Source organism: Duganella sp. BJB1802, assembly GCF_013369445.1.
In the GTDB taxonomy this organism is placed as follows: domain Bacteria; phylum Pseudomonadota; class Gammaproteobacteria; order Burkholderiales; family Burkholderiaceae_D; genus Rugamonas; species Rugamonas vulcania_A.
This window is the reverse complement of the sequence record NZ_JABWEF010000011.1, coordinates 94,708-114,671: the sequence shown is the minus strand read 5'-3', so window position 1 is coordinate 114,671 and position 19,964 is coordinate 94,708. Positions and strand designations below refer to the sequence as shown.

General features: G+C 64.1%; 15 protein-coding genes. 7 read left to right on the top strand and 8 right to left on the bottom strand.

What is annotated here, in order from left to right; translation table 11 throughout:
* Positions 1-14 precede the first annotated feature (14 nt).
* Positions 15-1,454, top strand: coding sequence for a pyruvate kinase (pyk, locus tag HUX88_RS18150; RefSeq protein WP_176362680.1), 1,440 nt, complete (start codon positions 15-17; stop codon positions 1,452-1,454).
* Positions 1,451-2,305, top strand: coding sequence for an urea transporter (locus HUX88_RS18145; protein ID WP_176362679.1), 855 nt, complete (start codon positions 1,451-1,453; stop codon positions 2,303-2,305). The genes pyk and HUX88_RS18145 overlap by 4 nt, the downstream gene beginning before the upstream one ends.
* Here the strand turns inward: HUX88_RS18145 and HUX88_RS18140 are convergent.
* Entirely contained in the window at positions 2,271-3,191 is a 921-nt protein-coding gene (locus tag HUX88_RS18140) for a LysR family transcriptional regulator (protein WP_176362678.1), read from the bottom strand. The two genes, HUX88_RS18145 and HUX88_RS18140, sit on opposite strands and share 35 nt — an antisense overlap.
* Positions 3,192-3,286: 95 nt before the next feature.
* On the opposite strand from HUX88_RS18140, the gene HUX88_RS18135 reads away from it, so the two are divergent.
* Positions 3,287-4,237, top strand: coding sequence for an NAD-dependent epimerase/dehydratase family protein (locus HUX88_RS18135; protein ID WP_117015051.1), 951 nt, complete (start codon positions 3,287-3,289; stop codon positions 4,235-4,237).
* Here HUX88_RS18135 and HUX88_RS18130 read toward each other — a convergent pair.
* The 7 genes from HUX88_RS18130 to HUX88_RS18100 form a co-directional block, all read right to left on the bottom strand.
* Complete coding sequence (locus HUX88_RS18130; RefSeq protein ID WP_229219409.1) at positions 4,234-4,971, bottom strand: ABC transporter substrate-binding protein; 738 nt, start codon at positions 4,969-4,971, stop codon at positions 4,234-4,236. The genes HUX88_RS18135 and HUX88_RS18130 overlap by 4 nt on opposite strands.
* A gap of 77 nt (positions 4,972-5,048) precedes the next feature.
* Positions 5,049-6,371, bottom strand: a complete 1,323-nt coding sequence (guaD, locus tag HUX88_RS18125) for a guanine deaminase (RefSeq protein WP_176362677.1) — start codon at positions 6,369-6,371, stop codon at positions 5,049-5,051.
* Positions 6,372-6,612: 241 nt separating this feature from the next.
* Entirely contained in the window at positions 6,613-7,713 is a 1,101-nt protein-coding gene (gene xdhC, locus HUX88_RS18120; protein WP_176362676.1) for a xanthine dehydrogenase accessory protein XdhC, read from the bottom strand.
* A 2-nt stretch (positions 7,714-7,715) separates the two neighbouring features.
* Positions 7,716-10,073 (bottom strand): xanthine dehydrogenase molybdopterin binding subunit, encoded by a 2,358-nt coding sequence (gene xdhB, locus HUX88_RS18115; protein WP_176362675.1) that lies wholly within the window; start codon positions 10,071-10,073, stop codon positions 7,716-7,718.
* Entirely contained in the window at positions 10,070-11,560 is a 1,491-nt protein-coding gene (gene xdhA / locus HUX88_RS18110; protein WP_176362674.1) for a xanthine dehydrogenase small subunit, read from the bottom strand. Before xdhA ends, xdhB begins: the two co-directional genes overlap by 4 nt.
* Before the next feature lie 13 nt (positions 11,561-11,573).
* Positions 11,574-13,328: an allantoate amidohydrolase gene (locus tag HUX88_RS18105; RefSeq protein WP_176362673.1), complete on the bottom strand. Its 1,755-nt coding sequence runs from the start codon at positions 13,326-13,328 to the stop codon at positions 11,574-11,576.
* Between the two features lie 143 nt (positions 13,329-13,471).
* Positions 13,472-14,410 (bottom strand): LysR family transcriptional regulator, encoded by a 939-nt coding sequence (locus HUX88_RS18100; RefSeq protein WP_117015057.1) that lies wholly within the window; start codon positions 14,408-14,410, stop codon positions 13,472-13,474.
* Between the two features lie 223 nt (positions 14,411-14,633).
* Here HUX88_RS18100 and HUX88_RS18095 point away from each other — a divergent pair, with 223 nt between their 5' ends.
* The 4 genes from HUX88_RS18095 to HUX88_RS18080 all read left to right on the top strand — a co-directional run bounded on the left by HUX88_RS18095 (position 14,634) and on the right by HUX88_RS18080 (position 19,964).
* Positions 14,634-15,872 carry a urate hydroxylase PuuD gene (locus tag HUX88_RS18095; protein WP_117015058.1) on the top strand — a complete coding sequence of 413 codons (1,239 nt, stop codon included), beginning with the start codon at positions 14,634-14,636 and terminating at the stop codon, positions 15,870-15,872.
* 12 nt (positions 15,873-15,884) lie between these two features.
* Complete coding sequence (hutH, locus tag HUX88_RS18090) at positions 15,885-17,510, top strand: histidine ammonia-lyase (RefSeq protein WP_176362672.1); 1,626 nt, start codon at positions 15,885-15,887, stop codon at positions 17,508-17,510.
* 212 nt (positions 17,511-17,722) lie between these two features.
* Positions 17,723-19,024, top strand: a complete 1,302-nt coding sequence (locus HUX88_RS18085; RefSeq protein WP_161082672.1) for an NCS2 family permease — start codon at positions 17,723-17,725, stop codon at positions 19,022-19,024.
* An 88-nt stretch (positions 19,025-19,112) separates the two neighbouring features.
* The gene (locus tag HUX88_RS18080; protein ID WP_176362671.1) at positions 19,113-19,964 is read left to right on the top strand and encodes an outer envelope protein; all 852 of its coding nucleotides are present in this window, start codon (positions 19,113-19,115) and stop codon (positions 19,962-19,964) included.

The following is a 19,964-nucleotide window of genomic DNA, read 5'->3' as shown; positions in this document are numbered from 1 at the left end:
AAAAGGAACACCCAATGCGACGTCAACGTCAGGCCAAAATCGTGGCCACGCTCGGCCCGGCCAGCAGCAGCAAGGAAGCCATCCAGGCATTATTCGAAGCGGGCGCCGATGTATTCCGCTTTAACTTCAGCCACGGCACGCATCAGGACCACCAGGCGCGCTGCAATATCGTGCGCGAGATCGAACGCGGCGCGGGCCGGCCGATCGCCATCCTGGCCGATTTGCAGGGGCCCAAGCTGCGTGTGGGCCAGTTCGCGGAAGGGAAGGTGACGCTGGTCGCCGGACAGGAGTTCGCATTGGACCGCGATACGTCACCGGGCAATGCGCAGCGCGTCTGTCTGCCGCATCCGGAACTGTTCGAAGTGATCGATGCCGGCCAGTCCCTGCTGCTGGACGACGGCAAGCTGCGGCTGGCGGTGGTCGCCAACGAGGGGCGCGTGATACGGACTCGCGTCGTCAACGGCGGCGTGCTGTCGGACCGCAAGGGCGTCAACGTGCCGGACGTGGTGCTGCCTATCCCGGCGCTGACGGAGAAGGATCTGCGTGACCTGGAATTTGCGCTGGAGATGGGCGCGGACTGGATCGCTCTGTCGTTCGTGCAGCGGCCGGAGGATCTGGTGCAAGCCCGCGCCATCGTCGGCACGCGCGCGGCGCTGCTTGCAAAGCTGGAGAAACCGGCGGCGCTGGATGCGTTGGACGCCATCGTCGCGGTATCGGATGCGATCATGGTGGCACGCGGGGATCTGGGCGTGGAGGTGCCGCCGGAGCGGGTGCCCGGCGTGCAGAAACGCATCCTGCGCGCTTGCCGCCTGCAGGGCAAGCCTATCGTCATCGCCACGCAGATGCTGGAGTCGATGATCTCGGCGCCGGTGCCGACGCGGGCGGAAGCCTCCGATGTGGCCAGCGCGATCTACGACGGCGCCGATGCGGTGATGCTGTCGGCGGAATCGGCCAGCGGCGCTTATCCGACAGAGGCGGTGTCCATGATGAACCGCATCATCTGCGAAGTGGAGAAGGATCCGCTGTACCGCCAGATGATCGACGCCCAGAATCAGGCGCCGATGCCGAACAGCGGCGACGCGATCTGCTCCGCGCTGCGCGACGTGACGCAGATCGTCGGCGCGGTGGCGACGGTGACATACACCAGTTCCGGCCACACCAGCCTGCGCGCGGCGCGCGAACGGCCGACGGCGCCGATCCTGAGCATCACGCCGAACCTGTCGACGGCGCGCCGTCTGGCGTTGGCGTGGGGCGTGCATTCGACCGTGAGCGCGGACGTGCGCAACGTTGACCGCATGGTGGCTGCCGCTTGCCAGGCCGCGTTGCGGGAAGGCTTCGGCCGGCCGGGCGACCAGATCGCGATCACGGCGGGCGTGCCGTTCGGGCAGCCGGGCAGCACCAACCTGCTGCGCATCGCCCAGATCTGGCCGACCGACGAGCCGGCGGCGGCGTGATTCTATCGTCGGCGTCTCGCGTTGCGGTGCCGGTGGTGCTGCAACGCCAGTTGACGGCGGTTGGCCAGATATATCTCCAGGACTCGCCGATGTTCGGCGCGGTGCTGCTGCTTTGCCTGTTCCTCAGCGGGCCGCCGCTGGCACTCGGATGCGTGCTGGGCGTCGCCTGCGCGTCGCTTGCGGCATGGGCGTTCAACCTTGAGGAGGAGCGCCGGCATAACGGTTTATACGGTTTTAATGGCGCGTTGGCGGGCGTGGGCCTGTGCGCCATCTACCAGTTGGACGGCCCGCTGCTGCTCATGGTCGCTGGCGCTGGAGCATTGACGGCGGCCCTCACTTATGCCACCGAACGCGCCCGCATTCCCCCGCTGACGCTTCCATTTGTGGTGGTGATGTGGCTGGCCGGTGCGGTCGCACACAGTATCGGCCTGCAGGAATCGGTGCCGGCGCCTGGCGGGTGCGGCACGACGGTCGCCAGCTATCTTTTCTGCTCGATGGGGCAGGCAGCCTTCATCGGCGGTGCGCCACTCGGCATGCTGCTATGGGCCGCGTTGGCCCGACGCCATTGGCATCAGGCGATGTGGGGATTGTCAGGCGCGCTGTTTTCGTGGCTGGCGATTACGTTGGCGAATCAGTTGTGGCCTGGCGCAGGCATCGAAATCCAGTCGATCGGAGCGGGCATCAACAGCACACTGGTGATGCTGGCCGTCGGCGCCCGCGAATGCCGCTGGCCTTCGCGCCTCGCATGCGCCGCATTGAGTATCATGCTATCTGTTGGCTTGGGCGCCACCGGCATCCATTGTTTCACGCTGCCGTTCATCCTTGCGATCTGGTTGATCCGGCGCCGTTGACGTATTCGGTCAAACCATCGGCTAGGGCGGCGAAGGTGGCGGCACAGGCGGGGTTGCTGCGCAGGTTTTCGTGCATGGCCAGCCAGGTGTCCAATGGTATGGTCAACAGATCGGGCAGTACGCGCACCAGCCGCGCGTCGCGCTGCGCCAGGCCTACCTGGCAGATTCCTATCCCCAGCCCGGCGCGGATCGAGGCCAGGTGAACCAGGTCGCTGTCGCTGCGCAGCGCGTAGGAGCGGTTTTGCAGGTTACCCAGCAGATGTTGCAGGCTACGGGTGAAGGCCGTCTCGCGGTCGATGCCGATGAGGGCGTGACCGGCCATGTCGTCCCACGTGTTCGGCGTTCCCCGGCGCTTCAGGTAGTCGCGCCTGGCGTGGAACCCCAGATCGATATTGCCGATGCGGCGCGCCACCAGCACGTCCTGCTCCGGCCGCGTCATGCGGACGGCGATGTCGGCGTCGCGCCGCAGCAGGTTCTCAATGCGGTTGGAGGTCGCCAGCTCGATGGTGATGCCGGGATGCGCGCGCGTGAGCCGCGCCAGGATCGGCGGCAGCACCTCCACGCTGATGGTTTCACTTGCCGTGACCCTGACCGTCCCCTTGATCTCTCCATGCCCCAAGCCCGAAGCGGCGCGTAGCAGCGCCGAGGAGGTGGCCGCCAGCGTCTCCGCATACGACTGCAGCGCATATGCGGCATCGGTCGGGATGAAGCCCGATTGCGAGCGCGTGAACAGCGACAGCGCGAGCGATTGCTCCAACGCGTCGATATGACGGCCGACCGTCGGCTGCGTCAGGCCCAGGGCGCGGGCAGCACCGGACAGCGAGCCTTCCGTCAGCACGGAAAGGAAGGAGCGGTACAGGTCCCAGTTTGGTTCGTTCATGGTCATACGAAATTGTATAGCGGCTATGCTGTTTTCGCCAATTTTCTTTTAGCCCGGTTTGCGCGACACTGACTCCATCAACTCACCAAACGGAGATAAACATGAAAAAGACAGCATTGGTACTGGGCGCAACGGGTGGAATCGGCGGCGAAGTGGCGCGGTTGCTGGTGGCACGCGGGTGGAACGTCAAGGCGCTGCACCGAGCGCCGGAGCGTGCCGCCAAGCCGAACGACGGCATCCAATGGCTGGCGGGCGACGCGATGAATCGCGACGAGGTGGTCAACGCCGCGCATGGCGTCCAGCTGATCGTCCACGCCGTCAACCCGCCCGGCTACCGCAACTGGGGCGCGCTGGTGCTGCCGATGATAGACAACACCATCGCCGCAGCCCGCGCCAGCGGCGCACGCATCCTGCTGCCCGGTACCGTGTACAACTACGGCCCCGATGCGTTCCCGATCCTGGATGAGGAGTCGCCGCAACGGCCGGTCACCCGCAAAGGCGCGATCCGCGTCGAGATGGAAGCGCGCTTGCAGGCCGCCGCAGCCGACGGCGTAAGGACGCTGATCGTGCGGGCCGGCGACTTCTTCGGCCCCAAGGCCGGTAACAGCTGGTTCGCGCAAGGTCTGGTCAAGCCGGGCAAGCCGCTGACGGCCATCAGCTATCCGGGCAGCGCGGGCGTCGGCCACCAATGGGCCTACCTGCCGGACGTCGCCGAGACGATGGTGCAGCTGGTCGAGAAGGAAGATCGGCTGGCGACTTTCGCCCGGTTCCAGATGGAAGGCCACTGGGATGCCGATGGCACGCAAATGGTGGCGGCAATCGCCCGTGCCGCGCGCAAGCCGGAGTTGAAGGCAAGCGCCTTCCCATGGTGGTTGCTGGCGCTGGCGTCGCCGTTTGTCACGGTGTTCCGCGAACTGCGTGAGATGCGCTACCTGTGGCAGCAGCCGGTCCAGATGTCGAACAAGCGTCTGGTGCGGATGCTCGGCGCCGAACCGCGCACGCCGCTCGATGTCGCCGTGCAGCGCACCTTATCGGGCTTGGGCAGTATTTAAGCCAGCTTGTACCTGGCCAGGATGCGGTGTGTGGTTCCGTCGGCATCCATGGCCGCCTTCGCGCGCTGGAACTCCAGGACCGTGGCTTCGTCGAAGTCCAGCGAGCCGGCCAGCCATGCGGTGGTGGTGCGGACCGGGGCGCTGACCTGGAAGGCGCGCTGGGCGGAGCGGCTCTTCAGCGAACTCTGGATGATATTCCGTTCGCCGAAGGCCGCATCGGCCATGTCCTCCAGCAGATAGCGGTGGATCTCTTCGATCGAATTCCCCTCGACGATATTCCGGTAACCCAGTTCCTGAAGTATCGCCGTCTGCGCCGCGCCTCGCAGCAGCGCGATGCGGCGGGACTTCATGTCGTCCAGATGCTGGAGGTCGAACGTCCCGCCGCGCGGCGCGAGGAACATGTAGTGTTCTTCGTACAAAGGCGCCAGCCAGCGGAAGCGTGATTCGCGTTCCTTCAGCCGTGTGACGGGAAAAATCGCCGTCGCCGGCATCGAGGTCGCGAGGAACAGCGCTCGCTTCCAAGGCACGAACTCCAGCTTGAGTTCCATCCGCGTGCGCTTGCACAACTCATTGAGCAGCTCACGCAGGGCGCCGGGGCGCTTGTTGTCGTTTTCGAAAACCAGCGGTGGCAGATGCGTGGTGACGACATGCAGCTGCTTGGCTGGCCCGGTCTGCGCCAGCCCGGCACCGCAACTGAGCGCCAGGGCCACGCCTAGTAGAGATCTTCGTTTCATAATTCGGTAAACAAATCAGCGCCGACTGCGCTCCACGTATCGTAACCGAATTCGGAGCGCAGCCGGTGCGGGATTGCTTAGCCGTGGCGCTGGTGGACCGCTTTGCCGGCGGCGTAGGTGGCGGAGATCGCGCGGTCGTCACCCAGCATGGCGATGGCGAACAGCAGTTCTTCGACCGAGTCGGTGCGCTCCGTGCGGCGGGCCAGCAATGGCGTGGCTTTGGGATCGAGGATAATGAAGTCCGCCTCCGCGCCAGGCACGAAGTTGCCGATCGTGCCTTCCAGCTGCATGGCGCGGGCGCCGCCCAGCGTGGCCAGGTAGAACATGCGCATCGCCTGCAGATAGGTGCCGCCCATGCGCGCCACCTTGTAGGCTTCGTTCATCGTTTGCAGCATCGAGAACGAGGTGCCACCGCCAACGTCGGTCGCCAGCGAGAGCGGGACCCGCTTCGCGTCGGCGCGTTCGAAGTCAAACAGGCCGCTGCCCAGGAACAGGTTGGAAGTGGGGCAGATGGAAATGGCGGATTGCGTTTCGCCCATGCGGGCGCGGTCGGTGTCGTCCAGCCAGATGCAGTGCGCGTACATCGAGCGTGGACGCATCATGCCGAAATGGTCGTAGACGTCCATGTAGCTGCGCGCACGCGGGAACAGGGATTTGACCCACGCCACTTCGTCGGTGTTTTCCGCGACGTGGGTTTGCAGGAAGGTGTCCGGGTAGGCCTTGGCCAGCGCGCCGGCCAGTTCCAGCTGGGCTTCGGTGGAGGTGGGTGCGAAGCGCGGAGTGATGGCGTACAGCTGGCGTCCGCGCTTGTGCCACTTTTTGATCAACGCTTCGCTCTCGCGCGCGCCGCTTTCGGCCGTGTCTTGCAGGAAGTCGGGGCAGTTACGGTCCATCAGCACTTTGCCGGCGACCATGCGCAGGTTGCGCTTTTCGCTTTCGGTGAAGAAGGCGTCCACCGATTGCGGATGCACGGTGCAGTAGACCATGGCGGTGGTGGTGCCGCATCGCGTCAGCTCGTCGAGGAAGAAGCTGGCGACGTTGGCCGCGTGTTCGGGATCGGCGAATTTCCGCTCGGTGGGGAAGGTGTACTTCTCCAGCCAAGGCAGCAGGCCGGGCGCCGGCGAGGCGATCATGTCGGTCTGCGGATAGTGGACGTGCGTGTCGATAAAGCCCGGCATGATGATCTTGCCGCGATAGTCGTGCAGTGGCGTGCCTTGCGGCAGGAAGGCAATCAGCTGGCTGAAATCGCCGGCCAGGTGAACCTTGCCGTCGTTGACGATCAACAGGCCGTCCTCGTGCCAGGAGCAGGCGTTGGTGGCGAAGGCCGGGTCGTCGCTGAAGTGCAGGAGGCTGGCGCGGTATGCCTGGAAAGTGCCGCTCGGAGTGATGATGCTTGCCATGATATTGATTCCTTGTTCCGTAGTGCGGACGCCAGTTGACGCGCGCGGTGATGCGGCGCGACTGACATGGTCGTCGGCGATGAAGGCGGGCGCTTGGCGCCACACCGGTCTATGCGTTTGGGGTTACTGCTAGCGCGGTGGCTAGATTAGTGAGGTGCGCGCTCTAGATGACGATAGCGCGCTCCCGCCCCGGCGCTGCCGGAGAGTGAGAACGCCCGGCTTGCAGGCAGTTGGAAGGACATCAATTGATACATACGGTTTGCGGTTCCGATAAGACGGCAGGTGCGGATGCGCTCATTTTAGCACCGTTTTCCGCTGGAGCGGAGAGCGCGGCGGCTTCCCAGACCTGCATCAGCTGGGCCGCGACCGAGATGGCGATCACCGCCGGCGCCTTGTCGTGGATGCCGGGCAGGCCGATAGGGCACGTCATGTCCGCCATGCGCGCGGCCGGAATGCCGCGCTCCAGCAGGCGGCGTTCGAAGGAGACGCGCTTGGTCTTCGAGCCGATCAGACCGAACCAGGTGAAGTCGGTGCGGCGCAGTATGTGTTCGGACAGCTGCTGGTCCAGCGCGTGGCTGTGCGTCAGCACCAGGAAGGAGGCGCCGGGCGGTGCTTCCTCCACCACCGCTTCCGGCGTGTCGGTCGCTTCGACGCGGACGTTGGCCGGCAGGACGGAGGGGAACATGTCGTCGCGCTCGTCGATCCACACCACCTGGCATGGCAGCTCCGCCAGCGCGCGCACGATGGCCGCGCCCACGTGGCCGGCGCCGAACAGGTACAGGCGCTGACGATAGGGCAGACAGGAGTCGATCAACCAGCGCTTGCCGTGATCGTCGATGCGCACTTTGCATTCAATGCCGGGGCCGGGCCGGGGCAATGTGGCGGGACCGGGGCCGCTCAGGTGTGCGCCCGTCGCGTCATAGATGCTGGCCGGTTCCACGCAGTCCAGCGGCACCAGGCGCCAGCTGTCCAGGCTTTCGCGCCAGCGGCGGGCCAGCGATCCGAAATGTTCGCCGGCTTCCGGCATGATGCGCTCGAACGCCAGATGGACTACGCCACCACAGCACTGGCCCAGGCTGGGACCGAGCGGGAAGCGCTCCAGCCGTCGCTCGGCACGCAGCTCGCCGGGCGGCATCGACAGCATCTCGCGGGCGATGTCGGTGGCGACCATTTCGAGGTGGCCGCCGCCGATTGTATCGAAGGCATGATACTGGGTGATCAGCATCTTGGCGCCCGGTTCGCGAGGCGCGGAGCCGGCGACCTGCGCGACGGTGACCAGCACGCGCGGCACCGCTTTGCTGGCCGCCGCCGTCAGCGCGTTAAGATTGAGGGGCATGGACATGATTAGTTCGCCGCTTCCGCTGCCGCCTGCACTGCGCCGATCGCATCGAGGATAGCCTCGCTGGTCGCCGGGGCTCGCAGCGGAGGATTGTAGCGATGGCCGCCGACGCTGGAGCAGGCGTCGCGGATCGCCAGGAACACCGAGAACGGCAGCAGCAGCGGCGGTTCGCCAACCGCCTTGGAGCGGTGGATGCTGTCCATGACGTTGCGGTTCTTGAACAGGCGGACGTTGAAATTCTCCGGGCAGTCCGACACGCCGGGTATCTTGTAGGTGGACGGCGCATGCGTCATCAGCTTGCCGGTTGCGTTCCACCATAGTTCCTCGGTGGTCAGCCAGCCCATGCCCTGTATGAACGCGCCTTCGACCTGGCCGACATCGATGGCGGGGTTCAGCGAATTGCCGGCGTCGTACAGCGCGTCGGCCTTCAGCAGTTTCCATTCGCCGGTCAGCGTATCGACCACCACTTCCGACACCGAGGCGCCGTAGGCGTAGTACGAGAACGGATTGCCGCTCATGGTTTTCGGATCCCAATGCAGGCCAGGCGTTGCGTAGAAGCCGTCGGACCACAGCTGGATGCGTGCCATGTAAGCCTTCTGCACCAGCTCCGCGAAGGGAATCGCGATCTCGCCGACGTGGACGAAGTTGGCCTCGAAGCGTACCGTGGCGGGATCGCCATCGTGGCGCTTGGCGGCGAATTCGGCCAAGCGTGTGCGGATGGTGGTGGCCGCGTCCTGCGCCGCCTTGCCGTTCAGGTCCGCGCCGGTGGATGCGGCGGTGGCCGAGGTGTTGGCGACCTTGCTGGTGTCGGTCGCGCTGGCGCGCACCATGGCGAGATCGATGCCCAGTTCATGCGCCACCACCTGGCACACCTTGGTGTTGATGCCCTGGCCCATCTCGGTGCCGCCGTGGTTGACCAGCACCGAGCCGTCCGTGTACACGTGCACCAGCGCGCCGGCCTGGTTGAAGTGCGTGACGTTGAATGCGATGCCGAATTTGACCGGCGTCAGCGCCAGGCCGCGTTTGAGCACTTTGCTCTGCGCGTTGAAGGCGTTGATTTCCTCGCGGCGCAGGCGGTAGCCGCTTTCGTCCTCCAGCTGCGCAACCAGTTCGTGAATGACGTTGTCGACCACTTTCTGGTTGTACTGGGTGACGTTGCGGCCTTCCTCGTCGTTGCGGCCGTAGAAGTTGATCTTGCGGACGTCCAGCGAGTCCATGCCGAGATTGCGGGCGATTTCATCGACGATGTACTCGATGGCGATGGCGCCTTGCGGGCCGCCGAAACCACGGAATGCGGTATTGGACTGTGTATTGGTCTTGCCGGCCATGGCGCGGATGTCGACGTCGCCGAGATAGTAGGCGTTGTCGAAGTGGCAGACGGCGCGCGTGGCGACTGGCGCCGACAGGTCGGCCGAGAAGCCGGCCCGCGACACCATCTCGACCTTGGCGGCGACGATGCGGCCGTCGTCGCCGTAGCCCATCTCGTACTCGTAGTAGAAGCAGTGACGCTTACCGGTCACCATCATGTCGTCGTCACGGTCGGCGCGCAGCTTGACCGGGCTGCGCAAGTGCGCGGCCGAGATGGCGGCGCAGGCGGCCCACAACGCGGACTGCGATTCTTTGCCCCCGAAGCCACCACCCATGCGGCGGCATTCGACCACGATGTCGTGCGAGTGGCGGTGCAGGGCATGTGCGACCACGTGCTGCATTTCGGTCGGGTGCTGGGTGGAGCAGTGGATCAGCATTCCCTTGCCTTCTTTTGGAATGGCGTAGGAAATCTGGCCTTCCAGGTAGAACTGCTCCTGGCCGCCGACGTGCAGCGAGCCTTTCAACTTATGCTTGGAGCGTTCGAACGCGGCCTGCGCATCGCCGCGCGCCAGGTGCATGGGCGGCACGACGAAGGACTTGGCGTCGCGTGCGGCTTGCGGCGTCAGGATGGCTGGCAGCTCTTCATATTCGATGACGGCCTTCTTGACTGCGCGGCGCGCATTGTCGTGCGAGTCCGCCACGACGATGAAGATGGGCTGGCCGACGTATTCCACCAGGCCTTCCGAGAGGATCGGATCGTCGTGGATGATCGGGCCGCAGTCGTTGGTGCCGGGGATGTCCTTGTGGGTGTACACGGCCACCACGCCGGGCATGGCTTTGACGGCGTCGAAGTTCATCGACAGGATATTGGCGTGCGCCTTGGCCGAGATGCCCAGCGCCGCGTGCAGCGTGCCTGCGGCTTCGGGGATGTCGTCGGTGTAGGTGGCTTCGCCCAGCACGTGCAGCACCGCCGATTCGTGCGGATGCGGCTTGCCGACTTCCGCCCACGCCATGGGGACGGCCTGCGTCAGGAATGGTTCCGATTTGCTGTTCATGCTGTGACGGCTCCCTCTGCGTAGTGGTATGCGTTGATCGATTGCAGCGGCTGGGCGGAATCCGGATTGGTCTCCAGCCAGTAGCGGCGCAGCAGGTTCTGCGCGGTTTTCATGCGGTAGCTGGCGGTGGCGCGCATGTCGCTCAGCGGGGTGTAATCCTTCGCCAGTTCGGCCATCGCCAGCTTCAGCGTGCTCTCGTCCCAGCGCTTGCCGATGACGGCGGCTTCCGCCAGCGGCGCGCGGCGCGAGGTCGCGGCCATGCCGCCGTAGGCGATGTGGGCGTCGCTGACCATGCCGTCCTTCAGCGTGAAGGCGAAGCCAGCGCAGACGGCGGAGATGTCCTGGTCGTAGCGCTTGGCCAGCTTGTAGGTGCGGAAGTGGACGTCCTTGCGCGGCAGCGGTATGCGTACGGCTTCGACGAATTCGCCCGGCTGCCAGTCCTTCTTCATGTAATCGAGGTAGAACTTCTCCAGCAGCATGGAGCGCTGGCCTTTATCGCTGCGGATGACGATTTCCGCGCCCAGCGCGATCATCCACGGAGCCGAGTCGCCGATCGGCGAGCCGTTGGCGACGCTGCCGCCCAGCGTGCCGGTATTGCGGATCGGCTGCGAGGCGAAGCGCTGCCACATTTCGTGCAGCTCTTCCTTGTAGTGCTTGCAGACCGCCTCGTAGGCGTCGTTGAGCGAGACGGCGGCGCCGATATACAGCATGCCGTTTTCCTCCTCCATGCGGTACAGCTCCTGGACCTGGCGCACGTAGATCATGTCGCCCAGGTTGCGCATTTGCTTGGTCACCCACAGGCCGACGTCGGTGGAGCCGGCGACGATGGTGGCGGTGGGATTGGCTGCCCGCAGCGCGGCCAGTTCGGCCAGCGTGCGCGGAGCGTGGAAGGTTTGGCCGTCGTGGGTGTAGCTGTACATTTCGGTTCGCTGGATGGATTGCAGCGTGGCTTTCAGCGCCTCGCGGTCGAAGCTCACGTGCGGCAGCTCGCCCATGCGGCGCGCGGCGTCGATGATGGGACGGTAGCCGGTGCAGCGGCACAGGTTACCGGACAGGGTCTCGTCGACCGTCTTGCGGCACGGCGGCGTGGTCTGTCCCTCCTGTTTGAGGTAGAGGCTCCACAGCGACATGGCGAAGCCCGGCGTGCAGAAGCCGCACTGCGATCCGTGGCATTCGACCAGCGCTTCCTGAACCGGGTGCATCTTGCCGTCGGCCTGCTTCAGGTCTTCGATGGTGAACACCGCCTTGCCGTCCAGCGTGGGCACGAATTGGATGCAGGAGTTGACTGACTTCATGGCCACTTCGCCGTCCGGCTGCAGTTCCGCCACCACCACGGTGCAGGCGCCGCAATCGCCTTCGGCGCAGCCTTCCTTGGTGCCGGTGCAGTGCAGGTCCTCGCGCAGATGCTGGAGCAGGGTGCGGGTCGGCGCGCCGGCGGCAACGGAGCGGACTTCGCCGCGATAGAAGAATCGAATAGGTTCAGACATGATTGCTCCGCGATTACTTGGTTTGGAACTGGCGCAGGAAGTCCAGGAAGATCTGTGCAGATACTTCGGCGTCGTCCGCCGTCATGGTTTCCAGCGGGTTGTGGCTGATGCCGCCGTTGCCGCATCGGGTGAACAGCATGGCGACGTCGGTCATGCGGGCCAGCGCCATCGCGTCATGGCCTGCGCCGGACGGCAGTTCGAAGACTTCGATGCCGGCGCGTTCGGTGGCGGCGACGAGCTGCTTCACTAGCCAGTCGGCGCATGGTGCGGCGGGGGCTTGCATGATCTTGGTGACTTTAAGCCCGATCTGGCGGCGCTCGCAGACTGCTTCGGCCTGATTCAGGATGTCGGTGACGGCGGCATCGCGCGTGGCGTCGTCGGCGGCGCGGATGTCCAGCGACAGCTTGCAGGCGCCGGGGATCACGTTGACCGAGCCATCCGGCACCTGCAATTGGCCGACGGTGCCGACCAGCGAGCGTTCGCGCCCGCAGCGGTCTTCCACGTACAGCACGATTTCGGCGGCGGCTGCGGCGGCGTCCTTACGCATGATCATCGGCGTGGTGCCGGCGTGGCTGGCCAGACCGGTCAGCTCGATCTGGTAGCGGCAGCTGCCGGCGATCGAGGTGACGACGCCGGTTGGCAGGCCTTTGCCCAGCAATACCGGGCCTTGTTCGATGTGAACTTCGACGAAGGCCAGCACTTCCCCCGGCTTGCGGGCGACCGAGGCGATCTTGCTTGCATCGTGCCCTGCGGCGGTCAGCGCTTCGCGCATGGTGATGCCTTGCGCGTCGGTCTTGTCCAGCAGCGCCATGTCGAACTGGCCGATCACGGCGTTCGAACCGAGGAAGGTGCTTTGATAGCGCACGCCTTCCTCTTCCGAGAAGCCGATGATCTCCAGGTCGAACGGCAGGCGCTCGCCACGCTCATTCAGGTGCTTGACCACGGCGATAGGCAGCAGGATGCCTTCGCGACCGTCGTACTTGCCGCCGTTGCGGACGGTGTCGTAGTGGGAGCCGGTCAGCAGCGCCTTGGCGCCCAGCTTGTCCGACTTGTAGCGGCCGACGACGTTGCCGACCGGGTCGATGGACACTTCCATGCCGGCTTCCTTCATCCACGCCGACAGCTGGGCTGCGGTCTTGCGGTGGGCGTCGGTCATGTAGGCGCAGGTGAGGTTGTCGGCGTCGTCGCTCCAGGCACCGATCACTTCCGACCACTCCATGATGGTGGCGCCAAATTGCAGCTCCACTTGCAGCAGCTGGTTGAGGCGCATCTCGGCGATGCGGCCGATCTGGCGCAGGCATTCGGCCAGTTCGTCATCACGCTGCGAACGCAGACGGCGGCTGAAGGCTGCGATGATCTCCCCGCGCGACAGACCATTGCCAGTCGGGCCTTTGACGGCCAGGATGAAGGGGAAGCCGAATTTGGCGTTGTAGTCGGCGTTCAGTTTGTGCAGCGTCGCCAGTTCGTCGGCGGAGCAGTGGGTCAGGCCAGCCTGCGCTTGTTCGCCGGTCGATTCGGCGGTGAGTTCGCCGGCGAGAGCCGCTTTGCCGGCCAGCTCAGGGTGCGCGCGCACCAGGCCCAGTTGTTCGTCTTCGGTGGCTCGGCGCACCACGCCTTGCAGCGATTGTTTGAGCGCGGCGATGGTCGCGAACGGGCGCTGCGCGGCGGCGCGTTCCGGTATCCATGGCGAGTGTTCGTAGAGGCCATGCAGCAGCTGCGTGAACTCTTCGGCGCCGCAGCGGTTCAGGTGATCTAGTGTGATTGTCATTGTTGTGCAGGCAGTCGCCCGTCTCCTCTTGGTATAAGAGGAATGATATATGGCGGGGGAGGCTGTTATATACGCCCGGGGCCATAACCGCATTCAGCCCGGGCTTATGGGGAGTGTTGTGGGCGTGCCACGCCCACGGAGGTTTACTTCGCGGTGAGGGCTTGCGCGGCCTGCGTGACCTGGTCGCGCAGCCATTTGTGTTCAGGCGCCTGGTGGACCCGCTCGTGCCACAGCTGGTAGAAGCGCATCGTCGGGAAGCGCACCGGCACGGTGAAGGTCTTGATCGGCAGGTTGCGTTCATAGAAGCGCAGGTACTGCCGCCCTGTGGTGAGCACCATGTCGGTCTGCGTCAGCATGTAGGGGATCAGGCTGAAATACGCCGACTCCACGACCACGTTGCGCTGGTAGCCCTGCTGCGCCAGGAAGCTGTCGATCACGCCGTGGAAGCCGGGCAGGGTGGGCGAGGGCGCCACGTGGGGCAGGCTCAGATAATCGTCCAGCGTCATGTCGTTGGCGCCGGTGCGCTTGGCGTAGGGCGCGTCGGCGCGCATGGCGCAGATGATCGGATCTTCGAAGAGCCGCGACAGGTACAGGTGCTCCGGCGGCTGCTCCCAGTTACCGATTAGCAGATCGAGATCGCCGTCGGACAGCATGCGGATCGCATCCACTTCCGCGCCCAGGCTGTGGATGATGACGCGGCTCTTGGGCGACTCGCGTCGCAAACGCGCCACAACGTTCGGCAGGAATTGAATGTCGAGGTAGTCCGGCGCGCCGATGCGGAAGGTGCGGCTTTCCTCCTTCGAGGCGAAGGGTGTCTTGTGCAGGAACAGCTGCCCCACCTCGTCGAGGATGCGCTTCGCCGGCTCCTTCAGGCTCTCGCCGTGCTGCGTGGGCACCATGCCACGGCCGCCGCGCACCAGCAGCGGATCGCCCGTGAGCTCGCGCAGCTTCTGCAGCGAGGCCGAGATGGAGGGCTGCGTTTGATCCAGTTTCATCGCGACGCGCGAAACGTTTTTCTCGCAGAGGAGCATGTACAGGATGCGTATCAGGTGCAGGTCTAGGTGGTCGGGAAGTTGTGCCATGGTGATCGATCTATAACGGTGAGCCTATTTTTAATATACGGCTACTGCCATACGAAAAGCCAGAATTAGTTTTATCGTTCGTTCCACACCATGCGCGGTCTGCGTGTGGTTTTCAATCGGTCGCAGCGGAGCTTTCAACAGTTCGCGGCCAAAAAGGGAAATCATCCCATTCGTCTGGAGCGCCCGCGGTGGCAGACGAGCTAAATCCAAACATGGAGACAACATGGAATTGCTCGCTTACGGCGTGGACTGGCTCAATCTATTGGTGCGCTGGCTGCATCTCATCACGGGGATAGCGTGGATCGGCGCGTCCTTTTACTTCGTCTGGCTGGACAACAGCATACGCCCGCCGAAGCCCGGCTCCGACCTGGCAAAGAAGGGCGTCTCCGGCGAGTTGTGGGCCGTGCACGGCGGCGGTTTCTACAACCCTCAGAAGTACCTGGTGTCGCCGGCCGAGCTGCCGTCGGACCTGCACTGGTTTAAATGGGAAGCCTACGCGACCTGGATCTCGGGCTTCTCGCTGCTGTTCATCGTCTACTACTTCAATGCTTCGGCGATGATGATCGATAAATCGGTCGCGGACCTGACGCAGTTGCAGGCTATCGGCGTGGGCCTTGGCTCGCTGCTGGTGGGCTGGCTGTTCTACGATGCCTTGTGCCGTTCACCTCTGGGCAAGAAGGACGGCCTGCTGGGCGTGATCATGTTCGTGTTCATCGTTGCCATGGCCTACGTGCTGACCAAGTTCCTGAGCGGACGCGCCGCCTACATCCACGTCGGCGCCATGATCGGCACCATGATGGTCGGGAATGTGCTGATGCTGATTATTCCGGGCCAGCGCAAGCTGGTGGAGGCGATGGAGCAGGGGAGGTCGCCCGATCCTGTCCACGGCAAGAAGGCCAAACAGCGCTCCGTTCATAACAACTACTTCACGCTGCCGGTGCTGCTCATCATGATCAGCAACCACTATGCGATGACCTACAGCCATGCCTATAGCTGGGCGCTGCTGGGCGCGATCATCGCGGCTGGTGTGCTGATTCGCCACTTCTTCAACCTGCGCCATCATGGCAAGACTGCGTGGCAGTTCCCTGCGGCTGGCGTGGCGATCCTCGCTGCTGTCGCGGTGGCGATCGCTCCGCGTCCCGCAGCGGCGCCACTGCCTGCGGCTGCGGGCGATGTCGCCGATGCGGCGCATGCCGGCGTCGCGGCGCCTGACTTCAACCGTGTACAGGCCATCGTCAACCAGCGCTGCGTCAGCTGCCACGCGGCCCAGCCCACGCAGCCCGGATTCGCCACCGCTCCCGCCGGCATCATGCTGCACACGCCGGAGCTGATTCACCAGAACGCCGCCAAGATCAACCAGCAGGCCGTCGTGCTGAAGGCTATGCCGATCGGGAATATGACCAACATCACGCCTGAAGAACGCTCCGAAATCGGCGCGTGGTTCGCCGCCGGCGCCAACTGAGAGACAACGATTATGACTACCACTACCATCAACGGTTTCAACCTGACCGCCGCGCAAGTCGTCGCCGTCGCCCGCGACCACGCCATTGAAGTGAACCTGGCCGCGTCCTCGCGCGCCGCATTGAAGGAGAGCCGCGACTACATCGAGTCGACCTGGATGCACGACGAAGCGCCGATGATGTACAGTTTTAACACCGGCGTCGGCATGCTGAAGGATACCCGCGTCAAGGTGCAGGACATCGTGCTGTTCCAGACGCAGCTGATCAAGGCCCACGCCTGCGGCATGGGCGAGCCGTTCTCCGAAGAGGTCAGCCGCGCCACCATGCTGTTGCGTGCCAATGCCTTCGCCAGTAACTACTCCGCGCCGCGCGTGGAGGTGGTCGACCGCCTGCTGGCCTTCGTCAACGCCGGCATCCATCCGATCATGCCGCAGAAGGGTTCCGTCGGCGCCTCGGGCGACTTGGCGCCGCTTGCGTACCTGGCTGCGGCCATCGCCGGCTTCGAAGAGGCGGAGGTGATGTACAAGGGCCAGCGCATGTCGGCCCCGGACGCGATCCGCGCATCCAATGTCGGCCCGGTCGTCTTCGAGCTGAAGGCCAAGGATGCCTCGGCGCTGATCAACGGCTGCACTGTGTCGCTGGCGGTGGCGCTGCTGGCCGCCGCCGATGCGCGCAACATGCTGTCCGACGCCTGCCTATCGCTGGGACTGACGCTGGAGGCGATGCGCGCCGAGATGTCGGCCTTCGATCCGCGCATCCACGAAGCGCGTCCGCATGCGGGCCAGATTAAGACCGCCGCCATTATCCGCGACCTGCTGGACGGCTCCACCCGCACCACGCATGAGGCGCGCGCCGTGCAGTTCCCGGAGGAGCTGCGCCGCACCGACATCCCGTACACGGCCCGCATCCAGGACGTGTACTCGCTGCGCTGCGCTCCGCAGGTCTACGGCCCGGTGTTCGATGCGCTGGACTACATCGACACCATCCTCGATAAGGAAGTGAATTCGGCCACCGACAATCCGCTCATCTTCGGCAAGGACGGTGGTGGCTTCGAGATTATCTCGGGCGGTAACTTCCACGGCCAGTACCTGGCGCAGGCGATGGACCTGCTGGCGATGGCCATCGCGGACCTGGGCAGCATTGTCGAACGCCGCGTGGCGCGCCTGATCGATCCCACGCTGTCGTGGGGCCTGCCGCGCAACCTGATGTCCGGCGTGCGTGGCGTGAACACCGGCTATCCGGTTATGCAATGCTCGCTCAGTTCCCTGGTGATGGAGAACCGCACGCTGTGCATGCCGGGCAGCGTGGACTCGATTCCGGCCAAGGGCAACAGCGAAGACCACGTCTCCAACTCCACCTGGTGCGCGCGCAAGGCCGCTACTGTGGTATCGAACACACAATACATCGTTGGCGTCGAAATGTTATTGGCCTCGCAGGCGCTGACGATGACAGAAAACCTACTGCCTGGTTTTGTGCTCGGAAAAGGCACGCAGGCGGCCTATGAATCGGTGCGCAGCCAGATCCCGGCGTGTCTTGATGGCGACCGCTGGCTGCACAACGACCTTGAAGTGGCGCGGTCCTTCATTGTGAGCGGCTCGGTGCGCGAGGCGGTGATCGCGAAGATTGGTGAATTCGTATAAACCCGGCGGCACGCAAAGCAGAGGAGGGTAAGCAAGGGGCTACGCCGTAAAAAATACGGCGCGTCCCGACTGTTATAGGCCATAGCAGATAGCAGGTATGCCACCAGACCAATTACACACAGTGGCCCCTGAGATAAGGTCTAAGCCGATTGTTCCCATGTTTAATCGGCGGATGACACAAGAAGCAGTTAAAAATAGAACACGGAGACGTTATGTTAATTCTAGAGAAGTACTTCAAGCTGAAAGAAAATGGGACCGATGTGCGCACCGAATTGGTCGCGGGTCTGACCACCTTCCTGACGATGGCTTACATCATTTTCGTCAATCCTTCGATCCTCGGTGACGCCGGCATGCCCAAGGGTGCGGTCTTCGTCGCCACCTGTATCGCTGCCGCATTGGGCTGCCTGATCATGGGCCTTTACGCGAACTACCCGATCGCCATGGCGCCGGGCATGGGGTTGAACGCGTACTTCGCGTACGTCGTCGTGAAGGGCATGGGCATGCCTTGGGAGATGGCGCTGGGCGCGGTGTTCATCTCCGGCTGCCTGTTCCTGTTCGTCAGCATATTCAAGCTGCGGGAGATGATCGTCAACGGCATCCCGCATTCGATACGCACCGCGATCACCGTCGGCATCGGCCTGTTCCTCGGCTTGATCTCGCTGAAGAGCGCAGGCATTGTCGTCAGCAGCCCTGAGACGCTGGTCCGTGTCGGCGACCTGCATTCGGCGCCCACGCTGCTGGCCATCGTTGGCTTCTTCGTCATCGTCGCGCTGGACCGCCTGAAGGTAAAGGGCGCGATCCTGATCGGCATCCTGGCCGTGACCGTGATGAGCTTCTTCATCGCCGGGAACAAGTTCAATGGTGTGGTCGACATGCCACCGTCGCTGGCGCCTACGCTGTTCAAGCTTGATCTGATGGGCGCGATTTCGGTCGGCCTGTTGAACGTGGTGCTGGTGTTCTTCCTGGTCGAGCTGTTCGACGCCACCGGCACGCTGATGGGTGTGGCCAACCGCGCCGGCCTGCTCGTCAACGGCAAGATGGAGCGCTTGAACAAGGCACTGATGGCCGACAGCACCGCCATCCTTACCGGTTCGCTGCTGGGCACTTCCAGCACCACCGCCTACATCGAGAGCGCCGCTGGCGTGCAAGCGGGCGGCCGCACCGGATTGACCGCCGTCGCAGTCGGCGTGCTGTTTTTGGCTTGCCTGTTCATCTCGCCGCTGGCCGGCGTGGTGCCGAGCTACGCCACGGCGCCCGCGCTGCTGTACGTCTCCTGTCTGATGCTGCGCGAACTGGTCGACATCGACTGGTCCGACACCACCGAAAGCGTGCCAGCCGCCATCGCGGCGCTGACCATGCCGTTCACGTACTCGATCGCGCTTGGCGTGGCGTTCGGCTTCATCTCCTACGCGGTGTTGAAGCTGTTGACCGGCCGTGTGCGCGAAGTGCGTCCAGTGATCTGGGCGATCGCTTGCGTGTTCACCTTCAAGTTCGTCTACCTCGGCGCAGGCTGAGGATCCAACCAGCACGATTGCATCCTCACCGGCGCGCCGCATGGCGCCGGCGGGGACGGTCGCGTCCAAAATAATATGGAAAACTAAAATGAAAACGAGACAAATGTTGTGCATCGCCTTGATGAGCATCGGCGCGGCCCATGCCGCCGACTGGAGCGACACCTCCGTCAGCTGGCGTTATGGGAACGACTATCGCGAGCCGTTCAACCCGAACGACATCTCCAAGAATATCCTTGCGCTGACCCACGTCAGCGGCTACAAGTACGGCACCAACTTCTTCAACGTGGACTTTTTGATGTCGGACAAAAATGATCCGGCCTCGCTGACGCAAAAGTCGGGCGCCAACGAAGCCTATATCCTGTACCGCAACACGGTGGACCTGAGCAAGGTGACCGGGCGCGAATACAAGTTCGGGCCGGTGCGCGGGCTGGGCATCACCGGCGGATTCGACGTCAACACGAAGAATGATGTGGGCTACAACTCGCGCAAGCGCATGTTCGTGCTGGGGCCGACTTTTATGTGGGACGTGCCGGCGGGGCACTTCAACACCAGTCTGTTCCTGCTCAACGAGAGCAACGCGCCGAGCGGCGCCTTCCCGCCGATCTCCACCGTGACTGGACGCTATACCTACAAGACGCATGCGATGCTGTCGTCGGAGTGGGGCATTCCGGTGGGTTCGTTGTGGGCCTTCGAAGGTTTTGCGAACTTCATCGCGGCCAAGGGCAAGGACGAAGTGGGCAACGATACCGGCGCCGAGACCAATATCGACATGCAGCTGATGTTTGACGCCGGCGCCGCGATGGGCCATGCCAAGAACACCTTCCGCATCGGCGTCGAGTACCAGTACTGGCGCAACAAGTTCGGCAACACCTCGTCCACCACCGGCGGCCAGGGCTATGTCGCCAAGACCCCGATGATACGCGCCGAATATCACTTCTAA

Bases quoted from the DNA above. Each gene is read 5' to 3' on its own strand.
- pyk (WP_176362680.1), top strand. From the start codon at position 15: ATGCGACGTCAACGTCAGGCCAAAATCGTGGCCACGCTCGGCCCGGCC.
- HUX88_RS18140 (WP_176362678.1), bottom strand. From the start codon at position 3,191: ATGACCATGAACGAACCAAACTGGGACCTGTACCGCTCCTTCCTTTCC.
- HUX88_RS18135 (WP_117015051.1), top strand. From the start codon at position 3,287: ATGAAAAAGACAGCATTGGTACTGGGCGCAACGGGTGGAATCGGCGGC.
- HUX88_RS18130 (WP_229219409.1), bottom strand. From the start codon at position 4,971: ATGAAACGAAGATCTCTACTAGGCGTGGCCCTGGCGCTCAGTTGCGGT.
- guaD (WP_176362677.1), bottom strand. From the start codon at position 6,371: ATGGCAAGCATCATCACTCCGAGCGGCACTTTCCAGGCATACCGCGCC.
- xdhC (WP_176362676.1), bottom strand. From the start codon at position 7,713: ATGTCCATGCCCCTCAATCTTAACGCGCTGACGGCGGCGGCCAGCAAA.
- xdhB (WP_176362675.1), bottom strand. From the start codon at position 10,073: ATGAACAGCAAATCGGAACCATTCCTGACGCAGGCCGTCCCCATGGCG.
- xdhA (WP_176362674.1), bottom strand. From the start codon at position 11,560: ATGTCTGAACCTATTCGATTCTTCTATCGCGGCGAAGTCCGCTCCGTT.
- HUX88_RS18105 (WP_176362673.1), bottom strand. From the start codon at position 13,328: ATGACAATCACACTAGATCACCTGAACCGCTGCGGCGCCGAAGAGTTC.
- HUX88_RS18100 (WP_117015057.1), bottom strand. From the start codon at position 14,410: ATGGCACAACTTCCCGACCACCTAGACCTGCACCTGATACGCATCCTG.
- HUX88_RS18095 (WP_117015058.1), top strand. From the start codon at position 14,634: ATGGAATTGCTCGCTTACGGCGTGGACTGGCTCAATCTATTGGTGCGC.
- hutH (WP_176362672.1), top strand. From the start codon at position 15,885: ATGACTACCACTACCATCAACGGTTTCAACCTGACCGCCGCGCAAGTC.
- HUX88_RS18085 (WP_161082672.1), top strand. From the start codon at position 17,723: ATGTTAATTCTAGAGAAGTACTTCAAGCTGAAAGAAAATGGGACCGAT.
- HUX88_RS18080 (WP_176362671.1), top strand. From the start codon at position 19,113: ATGAAAACGAGACAAATGTTGTGCATCGCCTTGATGAGCATCGGCGCG.